Origin of the sequence: Methanoculleus taiwanensis (assembly GCF_004102725.1) — an archaeon.
In the GTDB taxonomy this organism is placed as follows: domain Archaea; phylum Halobacteriota; class Methanomicrobia; order Methanomicrobiales; family Methanoculleaceae; genus Methanoculleus_A; species Methanoculleus_A taiwanensis.
Window position 1 is genome coordinate 46,567 of the sequence record NZ_LHQS01000004.1, and the last position, 19,457, is coordinate 66,023.

At 60.0% G+C, this 19,457-nt stretch carries 20 protein-coding genes; 11 read left to right on the forward strand and 9 right to left on the reverse strand.

Going from position 1 to position 19,457, the window contains the following annotated elements; all coding sequences use genetic code 11:
* Position 1: 1 nt before the first annotated feature.
* From ABH15_RS12800 to ABH15_RS12815, 4 genes are read left to right on the forward strand one after another with little or no spacing between them, the layout of a single operon-like run.
* Positions 2-706, forward strand: a complete 705-nt coding sequence (locus ABH15_RS12800; RefSeq protein WP_128694923.1) for a nucleotidyltransferase family protein — start codon at positions 2-4, stop codon at positions 704-706.
* Positions 703-1,653: an NAD-dependent epimerase/dehydratase family protein gene (locus ABH15_RS12805; RefSeq protein ID WP_128694926.1), complete on the forward strand. Its 951-nt coding sequence runs from the start codon at positions 703-705 to the stop codon at positions 1,651-1,653. The genes ABH15_RS12800 and ABH15_RS12805 overlap by 4 nt, the downstream gene beginning before the upstream one ends.
* A 28-nt stretch (positions 1,654-1,681) precedes the next feature.
* Positions 1,682-2,368: an HAD family hydrolase gene (locus tag ABH15_RS12810; RefSeq protein ID WP_128694928.1), complete on the forward strand. Its 687-nt coding sequence runs from the start codon at positions 1,682-1,684 to the stop codon at positions 2,366-2,368.
* A gap of 24 nt (positions 2,369-2,392) precedes the next feature.
* Complete coding sequence (locus ABH15_RS12815; RefSeq protein WP_128694932.1) at positions 2,393-2,710, forward strand: hypothetical protein; 318 nt, start codon at positions 2,393-2,395, stop codon at positions 2,708-2,710.
* 7 nt (positions 2,711-2,717) lie between these two features.
* On the opposite strand, the gene ABH15_RS12820 is transcribed toward ABH15_RS12815, so the two are convergent.
* The 4 genes from ABH15_RS12820 to ABH15_RS12835 are packed head-to-tail and all read right to left on the reverse strand — an operon-like array spanning position 2,718 to position 7,160.
* Positions 2,718-3,806 carry a DNA topoisomerase IV subunit A gene (locus tag ABH15_RS12820; protein WP_128694935.1) on the reverse strand — a complete coding sequence of 363 codons (1,089 nt, stop codon included), beginning with the start codon at positions 3,804-3,806 and terminating at the stop codon, positions 2,718-2,720.
* Positions 3,799-5,601: a DNA topoisomerase VI subunit B gene (locus ABH15_RS12825; protein WP_128694938.1), complete on the reverse strand. Its 1,803-nt coding sequence runs from the start codon at positions 5,599-5,601 to the stop codon at positions 3,799-3,801. Before ABH15_RS12825 ends, ABH15_RS12820 begins: the two co-directional genes overlap by 8 nt.
* Positions 5,588-6,820 carry a histidine--tRNA ligase gene (gene hisS / locus ABH15_RS12830; RefSeq protein WP_128694941.1) on the reverse strand — a complete coding sequence of 411 codons (1,233 nt, stop codon included), beginning with the start codon at positions 6,818-6,820 and terminating at the stop codon, positions 5,588-5,590. Before hisS ends, ABH15_RS12825 begins: the two co-directional genes overlap by 14 nt.
* Before the next feature lie 22 nt (positions 6,821-6,842).
* On the reverse strand, positions 6,843-7,160 hold the full coding sequence (locus tag ABH15_RS12835; protein ID WP_128694944.1) for an ABC transporter permease: 318 nt from the start codon (positions 7,158-7,160) through the stop codon (positions 6,843-6,845).
* Between the two features lie 48 nt (positions 7,161-7,208).
* Between ABH15_RS12835 and larB the strand changes: the two genes are divergently transcribed.
* The 4 genes from larB (at position 7,209) to ABH15_RS12855 (ending at position 10,763) form a co-directional block, all read left to right on the forward strand.
* Positions 7,209-7,988 carry a nickel pincer cofactor biosynthesis protein LarB gene (gene larB, locus ABH15_RS12840; RefSeq protein ID WP_128694947.1) on the forward strand — a complete coding sequence of 260 codons (780 nt, stop codon included), beginning with the start codon at positions 7,209-7,211 and terminating at the stop codon, positions 7,986-7,988.
* Positions 7,981-8,490: a nicotinamide-nucleotide adenylyltransferase gene (locus ABH15_RS12845; protein WP_128694950.1), complete on the forward strand. Its 510-nt coding sequence runs from the start codon at positions 7,981-7,983 to the stop codon at positions 8,488-8,490. Before larB ends, ABH15_RS12845 begins: the two co-directional genes overlap by 8 nt.
* Positions 8,491-8,565: 75 nt before the next feature.
* Positions 8,566-9,867, forward strand: a complete 1,302-nt coding sequence (locus tag ABH15_RS12850) for a hypothetical protein (protein WP_128694952.1) — start codon at positions 8,566-8,568, stop codon at positions 9,865-9,867.
* Positions 9,868-9,923: 56 nt separating this feature from the next.
* The gene (locus ABH15_RS12855; RefSeq protein ID WP_128694955.1) at positions 9,924-10,763 is read left to right on the forward strand and encodes a hypothetical protein; all 840 of its coding nucleotides are present in this window, start codon (positions 9,924-9,926) and stop codon (positions 10,761-10,763) included.
* Positions 10,764-10,854: 91 nt separating this feature from the next.
* Here ABH15_RS12855 and ABH15_RS12860 read toward each other — a convergent pair whose 3' ends face one another.
* Positions 10,855-11,175 (reverse strand): hypothetical protein, encoded by a 321-nt coding sequence (locus tag ABH15_RS12860; protein ID WP_128694958.1) that lies wholly within the window; start codon positions 11,173-11,175, stop codon positions 10,855-10,857.
* Between the two features lie 73 nt (positions 11,176-11,248).
* The gene (locus tag ABH15_RS12865; RefSeq protein ID WP_128695116.1) at positions 11,249-12,418 is read right to left on the reverse strand and encodes a redox-regulated ATPase YchF; all 1,170 of its coding nucleotides are present in this window, start codon (positions 12,416-12,418) and stop codon (positions 11,249-11,251) included.
* A 320-nt stretch (positions 12,419-12,738) separates the two neighbouring features.
* Between ABH15_RS12865 and ABH15_RS12870 the strand changes: the two genes are divergently transcribed.
* Both ABH15_RS12870 and ABH15_RS12875 read left to right on the forward strand, forming a co-directional pair.
* Positions 12,739-13,329, forward strand: a complete 591-nt coding sequence (locus ABH15_RS12870) for a pyruvate kinase alpha/beta domain-containing protein (RefSeq protein ID WP_128694962.1) — start codon at positions 12,739-12,741, stop codon at positions 13,327-13,329.
* Positions 13,330-13,335: 6 nt separating this feature from the next.
* Positions 13,336-14,169, forward strand: a complete 834-nt coding sequence (locus ABH15_RS12875) for a DUF7847 domain-containing protein (protein WP_128694965.1) — start codon at positions 13,336-13,338, stop codon at positions 14,167-14,169.
* A gap of 21 nt (positions 14,170-14,190) precedes the next feature.
* On the opposite strand, the gene ABH15_RS12880 is transcribed toward ABH15_RS12875, so the two are convergent.
* Entirely contained in the window at positions 14,191-15,387 is a 1,197-nt protein-coding gene (locus ABH15_RS12880) for a TIGR00297 family protein (protein WP_128694968.1), read from the reverse strand.
* Between the two features lie 188 nt (positions 15,388-15,575).
* Between ABH15_RS12880 and ABH15_RS12885 the strand changes: the two genes are divergently transcribed.
* The gene (locus ABH15_RS12885) at positions 15,576-18,167 is read left to right on the forward strand and encodes a valine--tRNA ligase (protein ID WP_128694970.1); all 2,592 of its coding nucleotides are present in this window, start codon (positions 15,576-15,578) and stop codon (positions 18,165-18,167) included.
* On the opposite strand, the gene tmk is transcribed toward ABH15_RS12885, so the two are convergent.
* On the reverse strand, positions 18,127-18,741 hold the full coding sequence (gene tmk, locus ABH15_RS12890; protein WP_128694972.1) for a dTMP kinase: 615 nt from the start codon (positions 18,739-18,741) through the stop codon (positions 18,127-18,129). The genes ABH15_RS12885 and tmk overlap by 41 nt on opposite strands.
* Entirely contained in the window at positions 18,735-19,415 is a 681-nt protein-coding gene (locus ABH15_RS12895) for a HisA/HisF-related TIM barrel protein (RefSeq protein WP_128694975.1), read from the reverse strand. Before ABH15_RS12895 ends, tmk begins: the two co-directional genes overlap by 7 nt.
* Positions 19,416-19,457: the final 42 nt, after the last annotated feature.

Genomic DNA, 19,457 nt, shown 5'->3' on the forward strand with positions numbered 1-19,457 from the left:
AATGCAGGCAATTATTCTCGCAGGGGGAAAAGGGCGGCGGCTCCACCCCTATACAACCGTTCTCCCAAAGCCCCTGATGCCCATCGGCGACTACCCGATCCTCGAGGTGATCCTCCGCCAGCTTGGAAAGTGCGGCTTTGACGATATCATCATCAGCACCGGCTACCTCGGAGAACTCATCCACGCATACCTGCAGGGCCGAAATCGCCCCGAGACCCCCGTCCGGTTCAGCCACGAGAGCGAACCGCTCGGCACCATCGGCCCGCTTCACCTTATCCCCGATCTTGAGGATACGTTCCTCGTGATGAACGGGGATATCCTGACCGATCTCAACTACAGAAAGCTCCTCGACTACCACTGGGAGCGGAAAGCGCTTGCCACCATCGCCACCTACCAGCGGGATACAAAGATCGATTTCGGGGTGCTCGAACGTGACGGCCAGAATAAGATCTGCGGCTTTCGGGAAAAGCCGGTCTACCACTTCGACGTTAGCATGGGGATTTATGTCTTCCAGAGGGAGATGCTGGAGTTTGTCCCGAAGGATACGCCCTTTGGATTCGACGATCTGATGTACGCACTGACCGCGCGCGGCGAACCGGTCTACAGTTACCCTCACGACGGCTACTGGCTCGATGTCGGCAGGCCGGATGACTACGAGCGGGCGGTGGAGGAGTTCGAGAAAAACCCGGGCAAATTCCTGGAATGAAGATCCTGGTAACCGGTGCCTCGGGCTTTACCGGACACCACATGATCAGCCATCTCCTCTCCCTGCCGGGAACGCGAGCAGAGGTCTTCGGACTCTACAATGCAACTGCTCCGCACCCTCTTACCGGGTGCACGTATCTGCAGGGCGATCTCCGTAACCGTGACGAAACGAGAGCGCTTGTCAGATCCATCTCGCCGGATGCAGTTATCCATCTTGCCGGACTGAATAAGGGCACGCTCGACGATCTCCTGCAGGTCAACGTCGTCGCCACGCAGAACCTCCTCGATGCGGTAGTACAGGAGAGGCCTGACTCCCGGGTACTTGTTACCGGGTCGTCGGCGGAGTACGGCTATGCCGGCACGGCTCCAATCCGGGAGGACGCACCGCTTCGGCCGGTCGGTTCGTATGGCATCAGCAAGGTAGCCGAAGATCTCCTGGCACGGAGCTTCGCATTCACGCACAGCCTCGCTGTGGCCGTCGTCAGGCCGTTTAATCTCATCGGCCCCGGACAGCCGCCGTCGTTCGTCTGTGGCCGGATCGTCGCACAGGCGCTTGAGATCGAGGCGGGCATCCGGGATACGATGCTCCTTGGCAATACCGATTCCCGACGGGACTTTCTCGACGTCCGCGATACCGTCTCCGGATACCGGCAGATACTCTTCCACGAACGATTCGAGGAGCACTTTTCAGGGAAGGCCGTCAACATCGGCTCCGGAACCGCCACGTCGATACGTGAGGTTCTCACGTGCGTCGAGAGAGTTACAAAGAGAAACTACACGGTCGAAACCCCGGACAATCCGGGAACGGATCTCATCCCGACGCAGAGAAGCGACAACACCCGGATCACGACCGCCACCGGGTGGAGACCGTCTATCCCGATATGCCGCTCCATAGAGGATATGCTGGATCACGGAAGAGCAGCGGGCACCGGGGGCATACGATACTGATAAGTGAGTATATGCCGGTCTGGATATGATGAAGGATCGACCTATCCGCCTGCTTATCCTCGACTTCGACGGCGTCGTCGCAGAATCCATCGCCATGAAGGCGGAGGCATTCCGAAAGACCTTCTCGTTCGTCCCCGAGCACCTCGAGGAGATCGTCGCATACCACCTCGAGAACGGCGGCATGTCCCGCTACAAGAAGTTCCGGTACATCTACGAGAAGATCCTGCACGAAGAACTGACTCCCGAGCAGGAAGAGCGGCTTGCAGGCCGGTACGCCGGGCTGATATTCGATAAGATGCTCACCGTCCCCCTCGTTCCCGGCGCGGAGGAGCTCCTCCAGGAATGCTCGCGGGTGCTCCCGCTCTACATCGTCTCCGCAACCCCGGAAGAAGAGATGCAGGAGATCGCCCGCCGCCGGGACCTTGCGAAGTATTTCGTCCGGGTATACGGCTCGCCGAGGACGAAAGGCGAGTGCATCAGGGAGATCCTCGCCGCGACAGAAAGCTCTCCGGGAGAGACCCTCTTCGTCGGCGATGCCCCGCAGGACTGGGAGGCGGCAGGGGAGACCGGCGTCCGGTTCGTTGCCCGGGTCAAACCGGGCGACCCCGACCGATTCTCAGGGAGATCCGGAGTAGAGGCGGTCGTCGGCAACCTTCATGAGCTCCGGTCGTATATACGGGACGACATATGCTCATCCCGATCGCATACCCCCTGAACCAGCATCTCCCGGTTCCGGGGCGTGAGTCCGGAAGTCTACGCATCGGCACATCCCTGGGTTCACCCCAATCTCTCGAAGCTCCTCCGGCAGGAATGCCCGTGCCTCCACCTCTTCGGGGTCGACACCATCTCGATCGCCTCGACCGCATACGGTGCCGAGGCGGCGGCAGCACACCGGCTCTTTCTCTGCGAATCACCGCCGATCTTCGTCATGAAGGATGTCGACCTCTCATACGGGAGGCTCACCGAATGTTCCTGGGTCCTTCGCCTCTACCCGATCCTCTTCGACGACCTCGACGGTGTCCCGGTCATCGCGCTCGCCGAGATACGCGAACCATGAAAAAAGGTCAGATGATACCCATCTCTGATAGGCGGTTTGGGAGGTACTCCTTCGTCACGAAGTCAAGCCCGCGGCTTGCGAATGCCTGCTGTTCAGACTTTAGCTTCATCTCGAGCTGCAGGTTGATCTGCTCGCGCCAGTAGTCGGTCGCAAACCGGGGATCGGTCAGCTCCGATTTCAGCGCGGCCACGTCCTGCTCGGTGAGCTTGTCGGAGGGAAGGTTGTAATCCGAGATATCGCTCGGCTGCACACCGATGAACTGCGCCTGCGGCGTGGCCAGGCGTTCGGACATATGGGCGCTCTTGATCGAACCGTAGGCGACGCTGGCATATATCCGGTACGACCAGGGGTCACCATCGGTGAAGACCACGACCGGCAGGTCCATCGCCTCATTGAGCCGTCGGAGAACCCGCCGGGTCGACCGGGCAGGCTGCCCCTTGAGGTTCACCAGAATAGCACCGTATTCCTCGTCGAATCCGTTCTCCATGAGACGGGCATACATACCACCCGTCTCGATCGCGATGACGAACTTCGCATCGTGGTCGATGAAGTCGAGCGTGTCCACGTTATTCGGGATGGGGTAGCCCGCCTCGCCGACATTCTCCTGACAGTGGATCTCGCGAACACCCCGCTGAGTAGACTCACGGATCTGCAAGGGTCCGAAGATCGCCGCGCCGTCCTCTTCCGGCCGGAGGTGGAAGGCCTCCCGCTGCAGGTCGGTGAGGATCTCGAGGTCTTCGATAAGGCGGTTGCTCTCGTCCTGCGCCCCGAACTTCGCCCGCTTCCAGCCTTCAGAGATGTAATAGAGTTCTCTCAAGGTCGACGAGCGGCCTTCGGCGAGCTGCTGCTTTAAAAAGCCGATGACGTATGCCATCTTCAGGAGGTGGATAGCGCTTTTTTCGGAGTTCGCCGAGCGCATGCTCTCCTTCTCGCCATAGGTCCAGACCTCGCTTTCGTCGTTGTATTCGATATTCTGCTTCGTCCGCGTCGGCAGCCGGATGAACGGCACGAGACCGTCACGCATCTGGTCGTACCAGCCGTGGGCGATATGCACCAGTTGCTCTCGTGCACGAGCATCCATCTCTTTCCTAGACATCGAGATCCACCACCACTTTGACGTTGTCTTCCACACCGCGGAGATCGATGCTCCCGTCCCCGGTGCCGGAGTAGGTCACCTGCCAGACCGTCCCAGGTTCGAGACGGCACTTCCAGACCTTGTTGTACTCACCGTCGAAATCATCGACGAAATCGGGTTTTGGAACGGCGTCGCTTGCACTGTCCCGCGAGAGGTTGTAGAGGGTGAAGACGAGCTCGCGCGCCGTATAATTATGCACGTCGATACTGACCTTCCCATCGCACGTCCGTTTTTTGGCGACGAGCTTACGCATGATCTTTCCCTCGATCGGGGAGGTGTCGACAAGCGGCAGCTCCACGATATCGCTCACCTTCCGGGCGATCTCAGGGATGATCGAGCAGATCGCCCGGGCGCGATCATCCTGCAGTTTATTCCGGTCACGCCGGTTGATGTATGCCTTCAGCTCGCGCCCGAGTTCCTGGAGGACAAGGATGATCTCACGCTCGATCTCGGGGATCGATGCTATCGCATCCTTGCTCTCACTCGTGAAGGGGACGTTCGTCGAGGCCACATGCACCATGATGAGCGCCGGGCCGACGGGAAGACCCTGTTGCGAGAGCCCGTAGGACTTCCAGTTCACCTGCGAGATGCAGTTCGTGATCGCGCAGGCGCCCTGCTGGTAGAGCAGGGGGACACGGTTTGCGAACCGGAGGATCTGGGCGCTGCCCTCGGCCGGGAGTTTGCCGCCGTAGCCGATCGCCGCCTCGATGATGAACGAGTGGCCGGAGAAGACCGCGCTCGGGCGGGTGCGGGCCTTGATGAAATCGAGCTGGACTTCTTTCTCGAGGCCCTTCCTGATCAGGTCTTCACTGATCGGCGAGAGGCACTGCTGTGCGGGCGGAGCCGGGATCTTCACCTGCTGCATCGCCTCGAGGAGCCGCTTGAGCTCGTCGGAGTCGAGTGTCTTTGCCTTCCGCCTCGGCTTTATCTGTGCGAGTCCGAGTATCTCGTCTGCGGTCTTCCTGCCGACACGGGAGAAACAGTTCACCAGAAACTCATCGAGAGTATCGCTGTTCGTCGCCGCGATCCGCTTGAGCGCACCGAACTCGATCCCGTGGGGGTGCGGGAGAATCGCCTTCGGGCAGGGCGGAACCTCGCTGCTCACCCGCTCAAAGACAGTGATCTCGCCGTCGATATCGGCGGTGATGCGTGCGTGCGGGTTGACGACGGCGGTATAGCGGAGGTACTCGAGGAGCTTTTTCTTCGCCGCGAGCGTGCTCTTAAACTCGATCTCGATACGTGTACCGTGCGTCCTGTCCCAGTCGATCTCCTCGTCGACAAGGATGTCCGGCTCATTCGTCTCGGTCTTGATCATCAGCTCGAACCGGTGCGCCCGCACATCTGCTCCCGTCCGGGAGATGACGAGCGCCGGAACACCGGTCGTGAGCTGTGCGTAGAGCACCGCCGCGCTTATCCCGATACCCTGCTGCCCCCGACTCTGCCTTATCTGGTGGAACCGGGAACCGTAGAGGAGCTTGCCGAAGACGTAGGGGACGTTCTTCGGAACGATCCCGGGTCCGTTATCCTCGACGGTTATCCGGTAGACATCGCTATTGGTCTTCCTGATGGCGACAAAGATGTCGGGAAGGACTTCGGCCTCTTCACAGGCATCGAGCGCGTTGTCGACCGCTTCCTTGACGGTGGTGATGATTCCGCGCGTCGGGGAGTCAAACCCGAGGAGGTGTTTGTTCTTCTCGAAGAACTCCGCAACGCTGATGCTCCGCTGCTGCTTGGCGAGATCTTCAGCGATGACCAAGCCGGTTCACCTCGGAGACGGCATCCGCAAGCGTCATCTCCTGCTGCTCCCCGGAGTGGAGATTCTTGAGCGTGACGGTTCCCGACTCGGCCTCGCGCTTCCCGAGGACCACGGCATAGTCCGCAACCTTCGCCACGTGGGAGAGCTGAGCCCCAAGCCCCCGCTGCATCAGGTCGACCTCGGTTCTGATGCCGGCGTCCCGGAAGGCGGCGGCAACCTCGAACGCCCGGATGCGGGCTTCCGGGGTGCAGACAACGCCGACAACAGGCTCGTGCTCTACCGGGAACTCGCCGAGCGAGACCATGACGCGATCGAATCCTATGGCAAAGCCGCAGGAGGCCGCATCGTCGCCGCCGAAGAGGTGGGCGAGCCGATAGGTGCCTCCGCCGAGGATCTGGTTTTCGGCGCCGAGATTCGGCGCGAAAGCCTCAAAGACCATGCCGGTGTAGTAGTCAAGACCCCGCGCAATCCCGAAGTCGGGCGTGTAGGCAATATGCTGGGCATCGAGGATGGCAAACGTCTCCTCGATCCGCGCCCGCTCGGGGAGGTCGCCCGTCACGGCAAAGACCTCCGCCGGCGTTCTGCACGACGTCAGCGCGACGAGCGACTCGAGGAGATCGTGCTGCCCCTTCTCGGTGAGCCGCTCTTCAAGCCCGGCAATATTGTGCTTATCGAGGAATGCCATGATCGCCCGCTGCTCTTCCGCGGGGAGATCTCTGACAAGGTGTTTCATCGGTGCGAGGTGGCCGACATGGAGGTCGAACCGGACACCCGCGGCACGGAGGACAGCATCGGAGAGCATGATCGCTTCGGCATCGGCGGCCGCCGTATCGGCACCGATCAGCTCCACACCGAACTGCCAGAACTGGCGATACCGACCCTTCTGGGGGCGCTCGTAGCGGAAACAGTCGGCAAAGTAACACCACCGGAGGGGTTTTGGAAGCACCTTTGCCTCGTTCACGTACATCCGCAGTACCGCTGCCGTGATCTCGGGTCTGAGCGTCAGCTCCCGGCCGCCTTTGTCCTCGAAGACGTACATCTCCTGGATGATACCCTCGCCCGATTTCATCGTGAAGAGCTCGAGATGCTCGAATATCGGTGTGCAGACCTCACGGTACCCCCAGGCACGCGCCGTGCTGCGCATCCGCCCCTCGATCAGTCTGCGGCGTTCCATCTCTTCGGGTAAAAAGTCCCGTGTACCCCGTGGTTTCTGAAGCATTCCCTAAACTCCTGAATAATCTCTATTTCGAACCCTTATCTTTTCTGTGCTCCGCCTCTCCGAGGAATCGCTGCATCGTGCTTTCGCTCCGCCACACCCGTTCCCGCGAGGCGCGCCCCTGCAGAAAGAGAGCGGCGAGAACGAGACCGAGGCCCAGGATCTCCGCCCCATACAACGTCACGAAGAAGCCGGCAAGGCCAAGAGCGGAGAAAAGGACCCCCTGGTAAGCCGCGGTACGGTATCCGGCAAGTCCTGTGCGGGAATAGATCCGGAGATCGCGCAGCCACAGGAAAAAAACAACGGCAACACCGAATCCGGCGACATAAACAAGATAGGACATACGATGAAGTAATTATTATACCCGAACCCCTATTTTTGTTACTGACTCATGTCCCCGAATGCCACCCTGCGAGATCTCTTAAAGCAGTACAGAAACGGAACGATCACGGAAGACGAGGCCCTTGGCGCGATCGAAGGGCTTCGTATCGCGGCGGTCGAAGGAATGGCCCGGATAGATACCGGGCGGGCGGTCCGGTGCGGCATGCCCGAAGTGGTGCTGGCCGAGGGAAAAGACCCGGACGTCTTTGCCGAGATTATGATAACGCACACCACGGCCGCCGGCAGGTGCATTGCCACAAGAGTCTCGCCCGAGCAGGTCACCGCTCTCCGGGAACGTATTGGAGCGACCGCTCTCTCTCTCGATTACCGGGAGCCTGCGCGGGCACTCGTCCTGGCGCGAAAACCGGCTCCCGAAAAGAGCGGCGGTATCGTGGCCATTCTTACGGCCGGGACATCGGATATCAGGGTTGCAGAGGAGGCCCGCCTGATAGCGGAGGAGATGGGGTGCGAGGTTCGGACAGCGTACGACGTCGGGGTGGCGGGGATTCACCGCCTCTTCTCCGCCCTCAAAGGTCTTATCGGTGCTCATGTCTTCGTCGTCGCCGCAGGGCGCGAAGGGACGCTGCCTGCCATCGTCTCCGGTCTCGTCGACCGCCCGGTGATCGGGGTGCCGGTCAGCACGGGGTACGGCTACATGGGCGCCGGCGAAGCGGCACTCGCGAGTATGCTCCAGTCCTGCTCGGTACTCAGCGTGGTGAACATCGATGCCGGATTCACCGCGGGTGCGTTCGCCGCCCAGATCGCAAATATGGTGGCGGACGATGCGTAGGGGATTTTACATCGGCCGATTCCAGCCGTACCACAACGGACACCAGGCGGTTCTCGAAGAGATCGCGAAATGGTCGGACGAGATCGTCATCGGTATCGGCAGCGCACAACTCTCCCATACCCTTGAGAATCCCTTTACAGCAGGTGAACGGGTGCTGATGATCACGCGGGCGCTGCAGAGCCTTGACTGCCCGTTTTACGTCATCCCCATCGAGGATATCAGGCGGAACGCCATATGGGTCGCCCATGTCAGATCGATGACACCCCCCTTCGACGTCGTCTACTCGAGTAACCCTCTTGTGATGCAGCTCTTCCACGAGGCCGGCATGACCGTAACATCCCCGGACATGTATGAGCGGGCAACGCATAGCGGCCGGGAGATACGCCGGAGAATGCTCTCCGGGGATGAGTGGCAGAACCTCGTACCGCATGCCGTCACCGACGTCATCGATGAGATTGGCGGCGTCCGGCGCCTCCAGCAGATAGCGGGAACGGACGAATGAACGTATACGATAAAGGATATGGACGATGAGAACAACGCAACACTACCAGAATGAGTAACCTACACTGAGGATACGATGTTTCGGACACTACGCGATCTCTTCAGACGAGAAGAGGCGCCTTTGGAAGCTATCGAGATACGGCTCGAGGATATCCCGGCATGGCTCGATGCACGGGAAGCGACGCTCGATGAGGAACTCACCGGGAAGGTCGCCCCGAACCGGCAACGGATCGAGGCAGCCCTCTCGAGCATCAGGACGGCGATCGAGCCGCTCAGGACGGCAGGCGAGACCGCTGTGCCGCACCAGCGCCTCAAAGCGATATCCCGATCAGCGCTTCCGGAGTTTGTGAAGTCCGTCGACCAGATGCTCGAAAAACAACCTGCCGGCGATACGGAGGCATTCTACGCAGCGGCGGCCGGAGTCCTGAAGGGCTGCCTGCGGGCACTCAAGGGACAGGGAAAGTACATCGCCGCAGCGTATCCCGAAGAGATGCGCGACTTTCGTGCCGCCGTAAAAGATCTCGGCACCGAGATCAACCTCATGACGCAGGCGATCGCCGATTTTCGCGCACGGCATGCCGGAGTTGACGAAGCGCGCAAGAGCTATGAGCAGCTGATCCGGGTGCGAAGCGAGTACGCATCGGTTCGCGAAGAGTCGATCACGCACGCAGAAGAGACCCGGAGGGATGCCGCCCGGATCCGGCAGCTGGAGGATGCGCTCCGGGAGCTTGAGGGGAGCCCCCATCATGCCGCGGCACGGGAACTCGATCTTCGAATCCGTGCGGTTGGCGAGCGAAAAGAAGAGGTCGCACGAGAGTACGCCTCTATCAGGACACACGCCCTGCATGTATTCCGAAAGGCGGAGAAGGTTCTCGAGAAGCACCTCGACCACGACACGGCGGAGGAACTGCGCCGGGCGGAAGACGCACTCTCGGTCGCCCCCCCGGAGCATCCCGATGCCATCATCGGGTTGCTCACGCGGGTGATGCCGACAGTGATGGATCTCATAGGCCGGGGTGAGGTGGCACTGAAGAACCGGGAGGAGCAGCACCTCTTCTCGGATGCCGCCATCCTCCGAATAGAGCTCGTCCGCACAATTGCAGAGCATCGAAACCTCGATGCAGACATCGGGACTGCCGAGGCAGAGCAAAGAGCGCTCGCCGGTTACGCCGAAGAGCAGGCGGTTTCGGAAGACCTCGAGTACCTGCGCCGCCAGGCAGCAGAGAGAGAGGCCGGTGCCGCCACCCGGAAGGAACATCTTGCGGTGCTGCGTGCGTCCGCAGGAACACTCCTGGAGGATCTGAAGAGCAGGATGGCGACCATTGCAGGGAGGAACGTGACCGTCCGTGCAGGCGAGCTCCCGCGGATACCGGAGTGAAGAGAAAGGGAACCTTGTTTACGGTTTCCGCTCCATAGGGAATATGGGAAGGGTCAATGATCACAGAGAATACTCTACCGCGCTCGCCACCCGGGCCTCATGCATGGCTTACAGTCCCCGCCGTCTCCATCGGCGGAGTCCTGATCGGCATCCTGCTCACCTATCTTCAGGTGCCCTCTGCGATACTCATCGGGGTCGCCGGGTGCGTGATCGCATCGTTCATACTCGGCTATATAGCCTACTCGAAACCGAAAAGGGATATCGTCTCACTGTTCGCCCCGCTCTACGCGGTGATCATATTCCTTATCCCGAACGACTTTTCAAACGGTCCGGTTATGCAGACACTCTATGCCGTGAGTATCAGCATCCTTGCACTCCGGGTTGAGAAAAGGTTTAGTAAACCAATGCATCAGGAGAAGACGATGAAGCAGTTCTTGAATGAGTATATCGCACGTATCGAACCGATCACGAAGAGCATCGACGAGGAGACCGGGCACCGTTTGGCATCCTCGCTTCTGACGTTCAAGTTCGGCCTCTATAAAAACGCGATTGTGAGATGCGACGAGGCGCTCGGGCGACTGCGCGAGACCGGTACGATGCCGGGAGCCCTTGAGGCGGCACTGATGATCGTGCGCGAGCGTTCGGAAGACCTGGCCGAGTCGCGGGTAACTCCGGCACCGCACTATACCTTTGCCGAGTCCGACGCAGAAGCGCTCGCCATCAGGCTTCGACCGGAGGATATGCAGGACAAGGCGGCACTCGACCTTGATAACGCCCTAGTTCTCCTGTATGCCGTGAGCATCGAGACCTCTCCGGAGGATGAGCAGGCGCTCGAAGAGCACCAGCGATTCGTTATCCAGATACTGGAAGCCTACAAAGAGCAGCTTGCCGAATAACCCTCCGGCAGAGAAACCCTGCGCACCACCTTTTTTCAGGGAACGATCGGGAGAGCAGAGGCCGGGACACAAAAAGGGAAGAGCGGGATCGTCAGAGCGAGTCGTAACTGACCGAACCGAACTCGTCGGCAAGCGCGCTGATCTCCTTGACGCCGAACGCGGTCTGGACGGTCGTCATGTCGAGGTCACGGGCCGCATCGCAGACATAGTCAAGGATATCGATGGAAAGTTCCCGCTTCTGCTTGCTCTTTCTCATCTGGTCGAGCAGGAACGTCATCTGTTCGGGAGGCTCCATCCTGAGTTTGGCGAGGCTAATGACGCACATATAGATGCGGGTGAGGTTTCTATCCTGGCCGGTAATCGTCTCGAAGAAGTTCCGGATCACCTGTGCCTGGAAGACCTCGCCGCTCATGCTGATCGATTATTCTCTCAATCAGGTATAAATATCTGCTGATACGCGCCGATCCTGTCTGACAGAACTCCCTTCATTTCCGGACACTGACGATCTTGATGATATCGCCGTGCTGCAGCTCGTGGGTCTCCTTTATCCGCATATTCTTCCGCGCATCGATAGCATAGAGAAACCCGTCGCCGATATCGGTATGCACCTGGTACGCGAGATCATGAGGCGTCGAACCGCGCTTCATCAGGAACGCATCAGGGAGTACCCGTCCCTGTCCGTCGGTGAGCTTGTGTTCGTCTTCGACCGGGTAGACGACGATCATATCCAGAAGATCAAATACCGCTCTATCGAGCGCCTGCTGGACACCGGTGCCCCCGAACTGTTTCATGAAATCGGCGATCTTCATAATCCCCGCCCGCTGCGCCGCGGTGAACGGTGCATCGGAGTTTATCGTAAACTCGGTATCCCCGGGGAGATAGTGCAGATACTTCCCCTCTGCAGCCATGCGAAGTGCAAGCTCTCCGGCGGCGCTCGAGAAGATCACGCCGTACTGCTTCAGGTTTTCAAGAAACTCCGCCGGCGCCAGATCAGCCTTGTTCGCGACAATCTCCATCGGTTTACTGGCGGCGACAAGATGCCCGCAGAACGTAATCAACGCTTCTTCGCTCGCCTGCCGGAGATCCGTATCGATCGCAGCCTCTGCCGCCTTCACGTCCTCGAGGGTCACCCCAAGTCCTGCAAAGACGTCCACGATAGCGAGCAGGAGTGAGAAGTCACGCTGCTGCGCCTGCCGCTGCAGCTTCGGCCAGTGCTTTCCGAGAATACCGTAGACCCACATCGTCATCTCATAGCGGAGGAATGCGATATCTCCTTCCGGGTTGTGAGAGCCGACGTCCACCGGGTTTCCTTCCGCATCCGTACCGCCGCTCGCATCCACGACATGAAGAATGGCGTCCGCCTGCCGGAGGTTATCGAGGAACTGGTTGCCAAGCCCCCGCCCTTTGTGAGCCTCGGGTACGAGACCGGCAACATCGATAAGGCCGATCGGAATAAACCTGACACCGTTCCTGCAATGGGGGCACGCAACCTCGAGCTCGCGGCAGGGGCAGGTTGCCCGCACATATGCAACCCCGTGATTCGCATCGATCGTCGTGAACGGATAGTTGGCAATCTCTACATGTGCCAGTGTCGCTGCCTTGAAAAAGGTCGATTTTCCGCAGTTCGGTTTTCCCGCAATCGCCAGTGTGATCATCATTAGGCTCCCCGCGGCCGCACCTGCAGGCGAGAACGGTAGAATGTTCATCCCGCAGTGCCGCGTATCGTATATACTGTTTGGCGATACCCCATTTATTTTGCGAGGGTGTCCAGAGCAGTTCACCTCCGTCTTATACCATGCTTCCCGGTGTCGGTATGACTCATGCGAAAGGGGAACGGTGAAGAGAAGATTCCGAATCAAAACCGGCGGGGCACGCTCGCTCCGGGCCTCCGGAGCAGTGGAACTAAAACCACCGGGCGGCCTGGCGTTCATGAAAAGAGGGAGATTCTAGTAGTAGTGCGGACAAATCTGATACCATGGGCTTTACAACGAAAAATATCCATTATTTCGATAGCCCGGGCGAGCAGAACACTGAAGATGCAGCCCGGTTCGCCGTGGAGCGAGCCCTGGAACTTGGCCTGTCGAGGATTGTCGTCGCCAGTGCCTCGGGAAGGACGGCGCAGGTCTTTCACAAAGCGATCGAAGGCACCGATCTTGAACTGATCGTCGTCACCCACGTTGTCGGATTCTCCAGGCCGGGTGAATGGGAGTTCTCATCCGATGCGGCAGAAGACCTTCTCGCAGGCGGCGCGACCATCGTCACCGGCACCCACGCGCTGTCGGGTCTCGAGCGGGCGATCTCGCGCTCCCCGAAACTCGGGGGCAGTTCCCGAACCGAAGCGATCGCAGAGACGCTCCGGCGCACGGTCGCCGTCGGGCTGAAGGTCGCCGTCGAATGCGTGCTCATCGCGGCCGACCAGGGAAAGGTTCGGATCGACGAGGAAGTCGTCGCCGTCGGGGGCACCATGAGCGGAGCTGATACCGTCTGTGTCATCCGTCCTGCACATACCGCCTCGTTCTTCGACCTGCAGGTTCGTGAGATCGTCGCCATGCCGAGAGATCGCTGATCCGCCATGGTTCTCGAGTCACTCACCGAGGCTGCCGGGCTTCTGCGCCGGCAGCCGATCCTCTGGTCTATCGGCCTCGTGATGGGAGCGTTCGCTCTTCTCGACATTGTCCTTCCGGTTTACGGCGGCAGTTTCTATGCAGAACCCCTGGCACTCTTCCAGGTCGTCACCCTTCCGTTCCTCGCTGGAGGGGTGTACGGTGCGATCAAGACGGGAGACTACACCCCCGGATCGTTCCTCACCGCGGCAAAGACCTACTACTTCCGGATACTCCTTCCGGCGCTGGTCGTCCTCTTTGCAGCACTCTTCACCGCGCTGCTGCTGGCGGTTCCCATCGCCCTCATCGGTCTTTCCGCAGAGAGCGAACTCGCCGCCTTCATGATCCTCGGGGTCTTCGTGCCGTTCGTCTTCTTCACATTTTTCTACGATACGGCAGCAGTCTTTGAAGATCGGAAGGTGCTCGACTCTATCCGGAGGAGTGTTGAGTTCGTCATTGGTTCATCAGGCAGCGTGGTTCTCTTCTACATCATCAACATAGGGATCCTGCTTCTCCTCGGATTCCTCGGCCTCTTTGTCTGGACGCTCCTTCTCGCTCCGGAGCTCGAACCGCTGACGCAGCTCAACACCACCGAGATTCAGGCACTGATGCCGCAGGACATCCTCTCCATGATCGGGACGGGCGGCATCTGGATCTCGGCATTCGTCTACGCCCTGGTGATCACGCTTGCGACAAGCATCCTCTACACGTACAAAGCGTGCCTCTTCCACCGGCGTGCGGCAGGGGTCGTGACTGTAGAACAGGGCGAGTACGACGAGAAAGGACGCTGGTACAAATATTAACATCTATTTTTCGCTTTAGAATCAGAAAAGGAGATACAGACCCATCGCCGCAACACCGCCTGAGAACGTGGCGGTGAGATTCGTCCCCGAGTTCCCGAACGTCCCCCGGTTCTCGAGCGTGGCGCCGACGAGGCTGTCGACGTTCGTTCCGATAAAGCCGGCGATGACCGTGACGATTACGAGCGGGGTATCGGCGACTCCCATGGCATATGCAGCCGCCGCGACGACTGCGGCCGCCGCAACAGAGACAACCTCTCCTCGAACCGTCACCCCGCCGTTCGTCCCCCGGGGAACCGGTTTGAGCGTTGTGATCAGGTAAGGCACCCTGCCGGTCATGCCGATCTCGCTTGCAGCCGTATCGGCCGCTGCCGATGCGACGCTCCCGAGGAAGAGAGCGACGAATGCAGGTTCTCCCGTGATGCCGTAGAGGATCGCGGCGCCGGTTGCAACAAGGCCGTTTGCGAAGACATTGAAGTATCCCCGGACGCCTCCGTGAGATTCGGCAACGCCAATCGATGCCTTATAGTCGTATTTGTAGCGCGTTGCCGCCGCCCCGACGATGAAGAACGTGAGCATGATCAGGAACCAGCGGACGTCGGCGAAGACGATAAGGATGATGCCGATCAGAGCACCGGAGAAGAGGCCGCTGATGTCGGCGACACGGAGACGGTAGGAGACGTAGCCGAAACCGAACGCGATGATAACCGCAACCAGAAGAAGCGTAATATCGACCTGAAAACCGATCTCCGCAAAAAGCGACATCGTCATCGCGACGCCGAGCGCCTCGATCATCAATGCGTCGTCGCGCTCCCGGAGGGCGGATCGAAGGAGCGCCGCGACGACGACGCCCATCAGGACGATTAGCGGCGTGAGATGGTCGAGATAGAACATGATCGGCAGCGACACCGCCGACGCCGCCACGATATGGTACAGATACGACCGTTTACTCTCACCGCCTGCCCGGAACGCGAGCTCGCCGAAGACGACGATCGCAAGAGTAGTTGCAAACACGAAGAGAGAGAGCCACCCGAGCCCGTAGAGAACTGCAAGGGCAATGATCGAGATCGAGGCGTATTTCGTCTCGCGAATCAGGAAAAGAACGAACGAGAATGGGATGATAAGCATGGAGAGCAGCCAGTTAGGCTGGAGCAGTGGAGCGAGTGCAATAAATGCGAATGTGAGCACCGATGCCAGCACAAGCCCCAGCAGCTTTGTCATTCATGTACGTTTGGTGCTTGTACGAAAAAGCCTTTAGCCTCGGCGACTTCCGGACGCCGCGTCTTCACCGGAAAATGTACATTCGCTACGCTCGTTTCCGCACCGAATCTGAGAAGACGGCCGTTCCCGAAAGGGCGAGCTTCGATCACTATATTTCGTTGCAGGAGAGAGAAATAGGAGAGCTGAATATGTCGCCGTCAGATCAAATACCCAAACAGTACGAATATGGTGAGGTGGAGACCCGCTGGCAGAGCATCTGGCGGGACGAGGAGAATTATTTCAATCCGGACTCCTTAAAGCCGCGCTTCATCATCGATACGCCCCCGCCTTACCCTACCGGCAATTTCCACATAGGGAACGCACTCAACTGGTGTTATATCGACTTTATCGCCCGGTACAAGCGGATGCAGGGGTTCAACGTCATGTTCCCCCAGGGCTGGGACTGCCACGGCCTGCCGACGGAGGTGAAGGTGGAGGAGACCTTCGGCATCACCAAAAACGACGTTCCCCGGGAAGAGTTCCGCACCATGTGCCGCGACCTGACGCTCGGCAACATCGCAAAGATGCGCACCACCATGCGCCGGCTCGGGTTCTCCATCGACTGGAGCCACGAATATATCACTATGATGCCGGAGTACTTCGGCAAAACGCAGCGCTCTTTTCTCCAGATGCTCAAGGCCGGCGATATCTACCAGAGTGAACACCCGGTAAACTTCTGCACGCGCTGCGAGACGGCCATCGCCTTTGCAGAGGTCTCGTACGAACCGCGCAGGACGAAACTCAACTACTTCAACCTCGACGGGATCGAGATCGCAACCACCCGTCCGGAACTGCTCGCCGCATGCGTGGCGGTGGCGGTTCACCCCGAGGATGAGCGGTACCGCGGGCTGAAGGGAAAGCAGCTGAACGTGCCCTTCTTCGGGCATGCCGTTCCGATCATCGAAGACGTCGCCGTCGACCCCGGATTCGGGAGCGGGGCTGTGATGATCTGCACCTTCGGCGATAAGACAGACGTGTACTGGTGGAAACAGCACAATCTCGACCTCCGGAAGGCCATCGACCGCCAGGGGATCATGACCGATGCCGCCGGACCGTATGCAGGCTTAAACGCCGCCGAGTGCAGAGAGCGGATCCTTGCCGACATGAGAGAGTCGGGCATTCTGATCCGGCAGGAAGATCTCGAACAGCGGGTCGGTACCTGCTGGCGGTGCAAGACACCGATAGAGATCCTCTCCGAACGGCAGTGGTTCGTGAAGATCCACCAGGACGAGATCCTCGAGTCCGCACGGAAGATCAGCTGGACACCCGAGCATATGTTCACCAGGATGGAAAACTGGGCCGAGCAGATGGAGTGGGACTGGTGCATCTCCCGGCAACGGATCTTCGCAACGCCCATCCCGGTCTGGTTCTGCCGCTCCTGCGGCGAGATGATCCTCCCGTCCGAAGAGGAACTGCCGATCGATCCCACCGTCGACAGACCCGCCGGGCCCTGCCCGCAATGCGGCGGGACGGAATTTGAAGGTGAAGAGGATGTCCTCGACACCTGGATGGACTCCTCGATCTCGGTGCTGAACATCACCGGGTGGGACGGAACCGGCGTTCCCGCCCTCTTCCCCGCCCAGATCCGGCCTCAGGGTCACGACATCATCAGGACGTGGGCGTTCTATACGATCCTGCGCGCAAAAGCGCTCGTCGGCAGCCACCCCTGGAACGAGATCCTCGTCAACGGCATGGTGCTCGGCGAGGACGGGTTCAAGATGAGCAAGAGCAGGAACAATATCATCGCCCCTGAGGAGATCGTAAGCCAGTACGGCGCCGATGCTCTCCGCCAGTGGGGGGCCGGCGGTGCGGCGACCGGTTCCGATATCATGTTCAACTGGAACGACGTCGTTGCCGCGTCTCGTTTCCAGACGAAACTCTGGAATATCTTCCGGTTTGTCCTCGGACATATCGCCGGAGAGGAGGGAGAGGCGGGACCGGTCACCGAACTCGCCGACCGCTGGCTGCTCGTTCGCCTCTCGGAGACCATTGCCGAGGTTACTGCGGCGATGGACGGGTACCAGTTCGACCGGGCGCTTCGGGCAATCCGCGAGTTCGCCTGGAACACCGTTGCCGACGATTATATCGAACTCGTCAAAGGACGGCTCTATGCGGACGATGCCGGCAGAGCAAGCGCCGTCTCCGCACTCAGAACGACGATGGACGCCGTCTGCCGCATGCTCGCTCCGATAATCCCGCACTTTGCGGAGGAGTGCTACTCCCATCTTGCCGGGACGAGCGTGCACGGCGCCGCCTGGCCTCTGGTTACCTACTCAGACGACGCAGCCCGAAGAGAGGGCGACCTCGTTGTAGGGATGGTTGCGGAACTCCGCCGGTACAAGCACGATGCAGGGATGGCGCTGAATGCACCGCTCGGGCATGTGACAATCTATACCGCAGAGCCGATCGACGACGGCGGAGATGCGGGACGGGCACTGAACGCCGACCTGCACTGGAGCACCGAGACACCGGATCTCGAAGAGGTCGTCAGCGACGTCGAGTTCAATATGGCGGTCATCGGCCCGGCACTCAGAAAACAGGCAAAAGCATTCATGGACGCGGTGCGGGCACTGCCGCCGGAAGAACTCGTCAACCCTCCGGCGACCATCCCCATCGCCGGAGAGGAGATATCCGTGCCCCCGAACGCGTTCACCCCGAAGGTGACCTACCGGGTAGCAGGAGAAGATGTGGAAGTCCTGACTATCGGGGACGTGATTGTGACGATCGGGCGCACTGCCTGATCTCGTCACTCACAAACCGACAGATCTCTTCTTTTTCGAGCAGTGCATCCACCAGCACAAACCGCGCTGGATCGGCAGCAGCAAGACTCAGATAGTTCTTCTGCACCTCTTCGAGGATCCGCGCATCTTCGAAGTATTCGCGCGCCTTTTCCGTCCCGACCCTTGCGAGCGCTTCATTCACCGGCAGCACGAAGAGAAACGTTCTATCGGGACGGATCGACCACCCGTCGTGAATCTGCCGAAGCCAGCCGAGCGGATCCGGCAGAGCGTCCGCGAGAACGGCCGGCTGGTAGGCGAACCGGCTGTCGGAGTAGCGATCCGAGACGACGAGACGCCCCGCCGCGAGTGCCGGTTTTACGACGGTATCGAGGTGTGCCGCGTGGTCGGCCACGAAGAGCAGCGCTTCTGCAATCGGATCCATCCGCTCCGCCACCGCACGCCGCACCGCGTCGCCGATCCAGGTGGCACCCGGCTCGCGGGTGAAGATCGGCTCGATGTCGGCAAGCGACTCCCGGAGTGCGGCGGCAAGCGTGCTCTTCCCGCTGCCGTCTATTCCCTCGAGGGTGATCAGCACGGCTTCCCGCTCCTGATCCAGGCAAGGGGAATCGAGCCCCGGTGAACAGCAGTCGCGACGATGGCGCCGTCGAACCCGAGATCGGCGAGTAGATAGATGTCCTCGGGCCCCGCGACGCCGCCGCCGTAGAAGAGGCGGCCGGGGTAGCAGGATCGCATCTCTTCGAGATCTGCTTCGGCAAGCCCCCCCTCCGTCCCGACAGCACCGATATTGAGGAGGATGCAACCCTCAAACGGCATCGCACGCACTTCCTTAAGAAAAGCGGCAGGTTCGATCCCCCACGGGATGACGCGGCCGTCCCGGATGTCCGCGCTCAGAAACCCTCCCGGATATACGGCCAGCCCCTCGATGGTGCGAGCAGCCGTCTCGGTGCCAATGACCGACGTCACACCGCCGGGCTCGGTGCACTCGCGGGGTGACCGACACCCCCGGTCGAGGTAACAGCGTTCCACGAGCGGTGCAATCTTCCCGACCAGATCGTCGTGCGGCCTTCCGCCCCGGATACGGTCGAGATCCGCGATATAGAGGAATTTCGGGCGGATATGTGATACGTACGCCACCGGCTCTGCCGAAGGGGCAAGCCCCCAGGTCAGCGGGCGGTAGCTCTCCCGCTCCCCTTTCTTTCCGTGTACGACCTGGCCGCCGGCAAGATCGACTGCGAGAATCAGTTCCATGTCCTCAACGTAATCACTATTAGGATGCAGGATCATTAATTT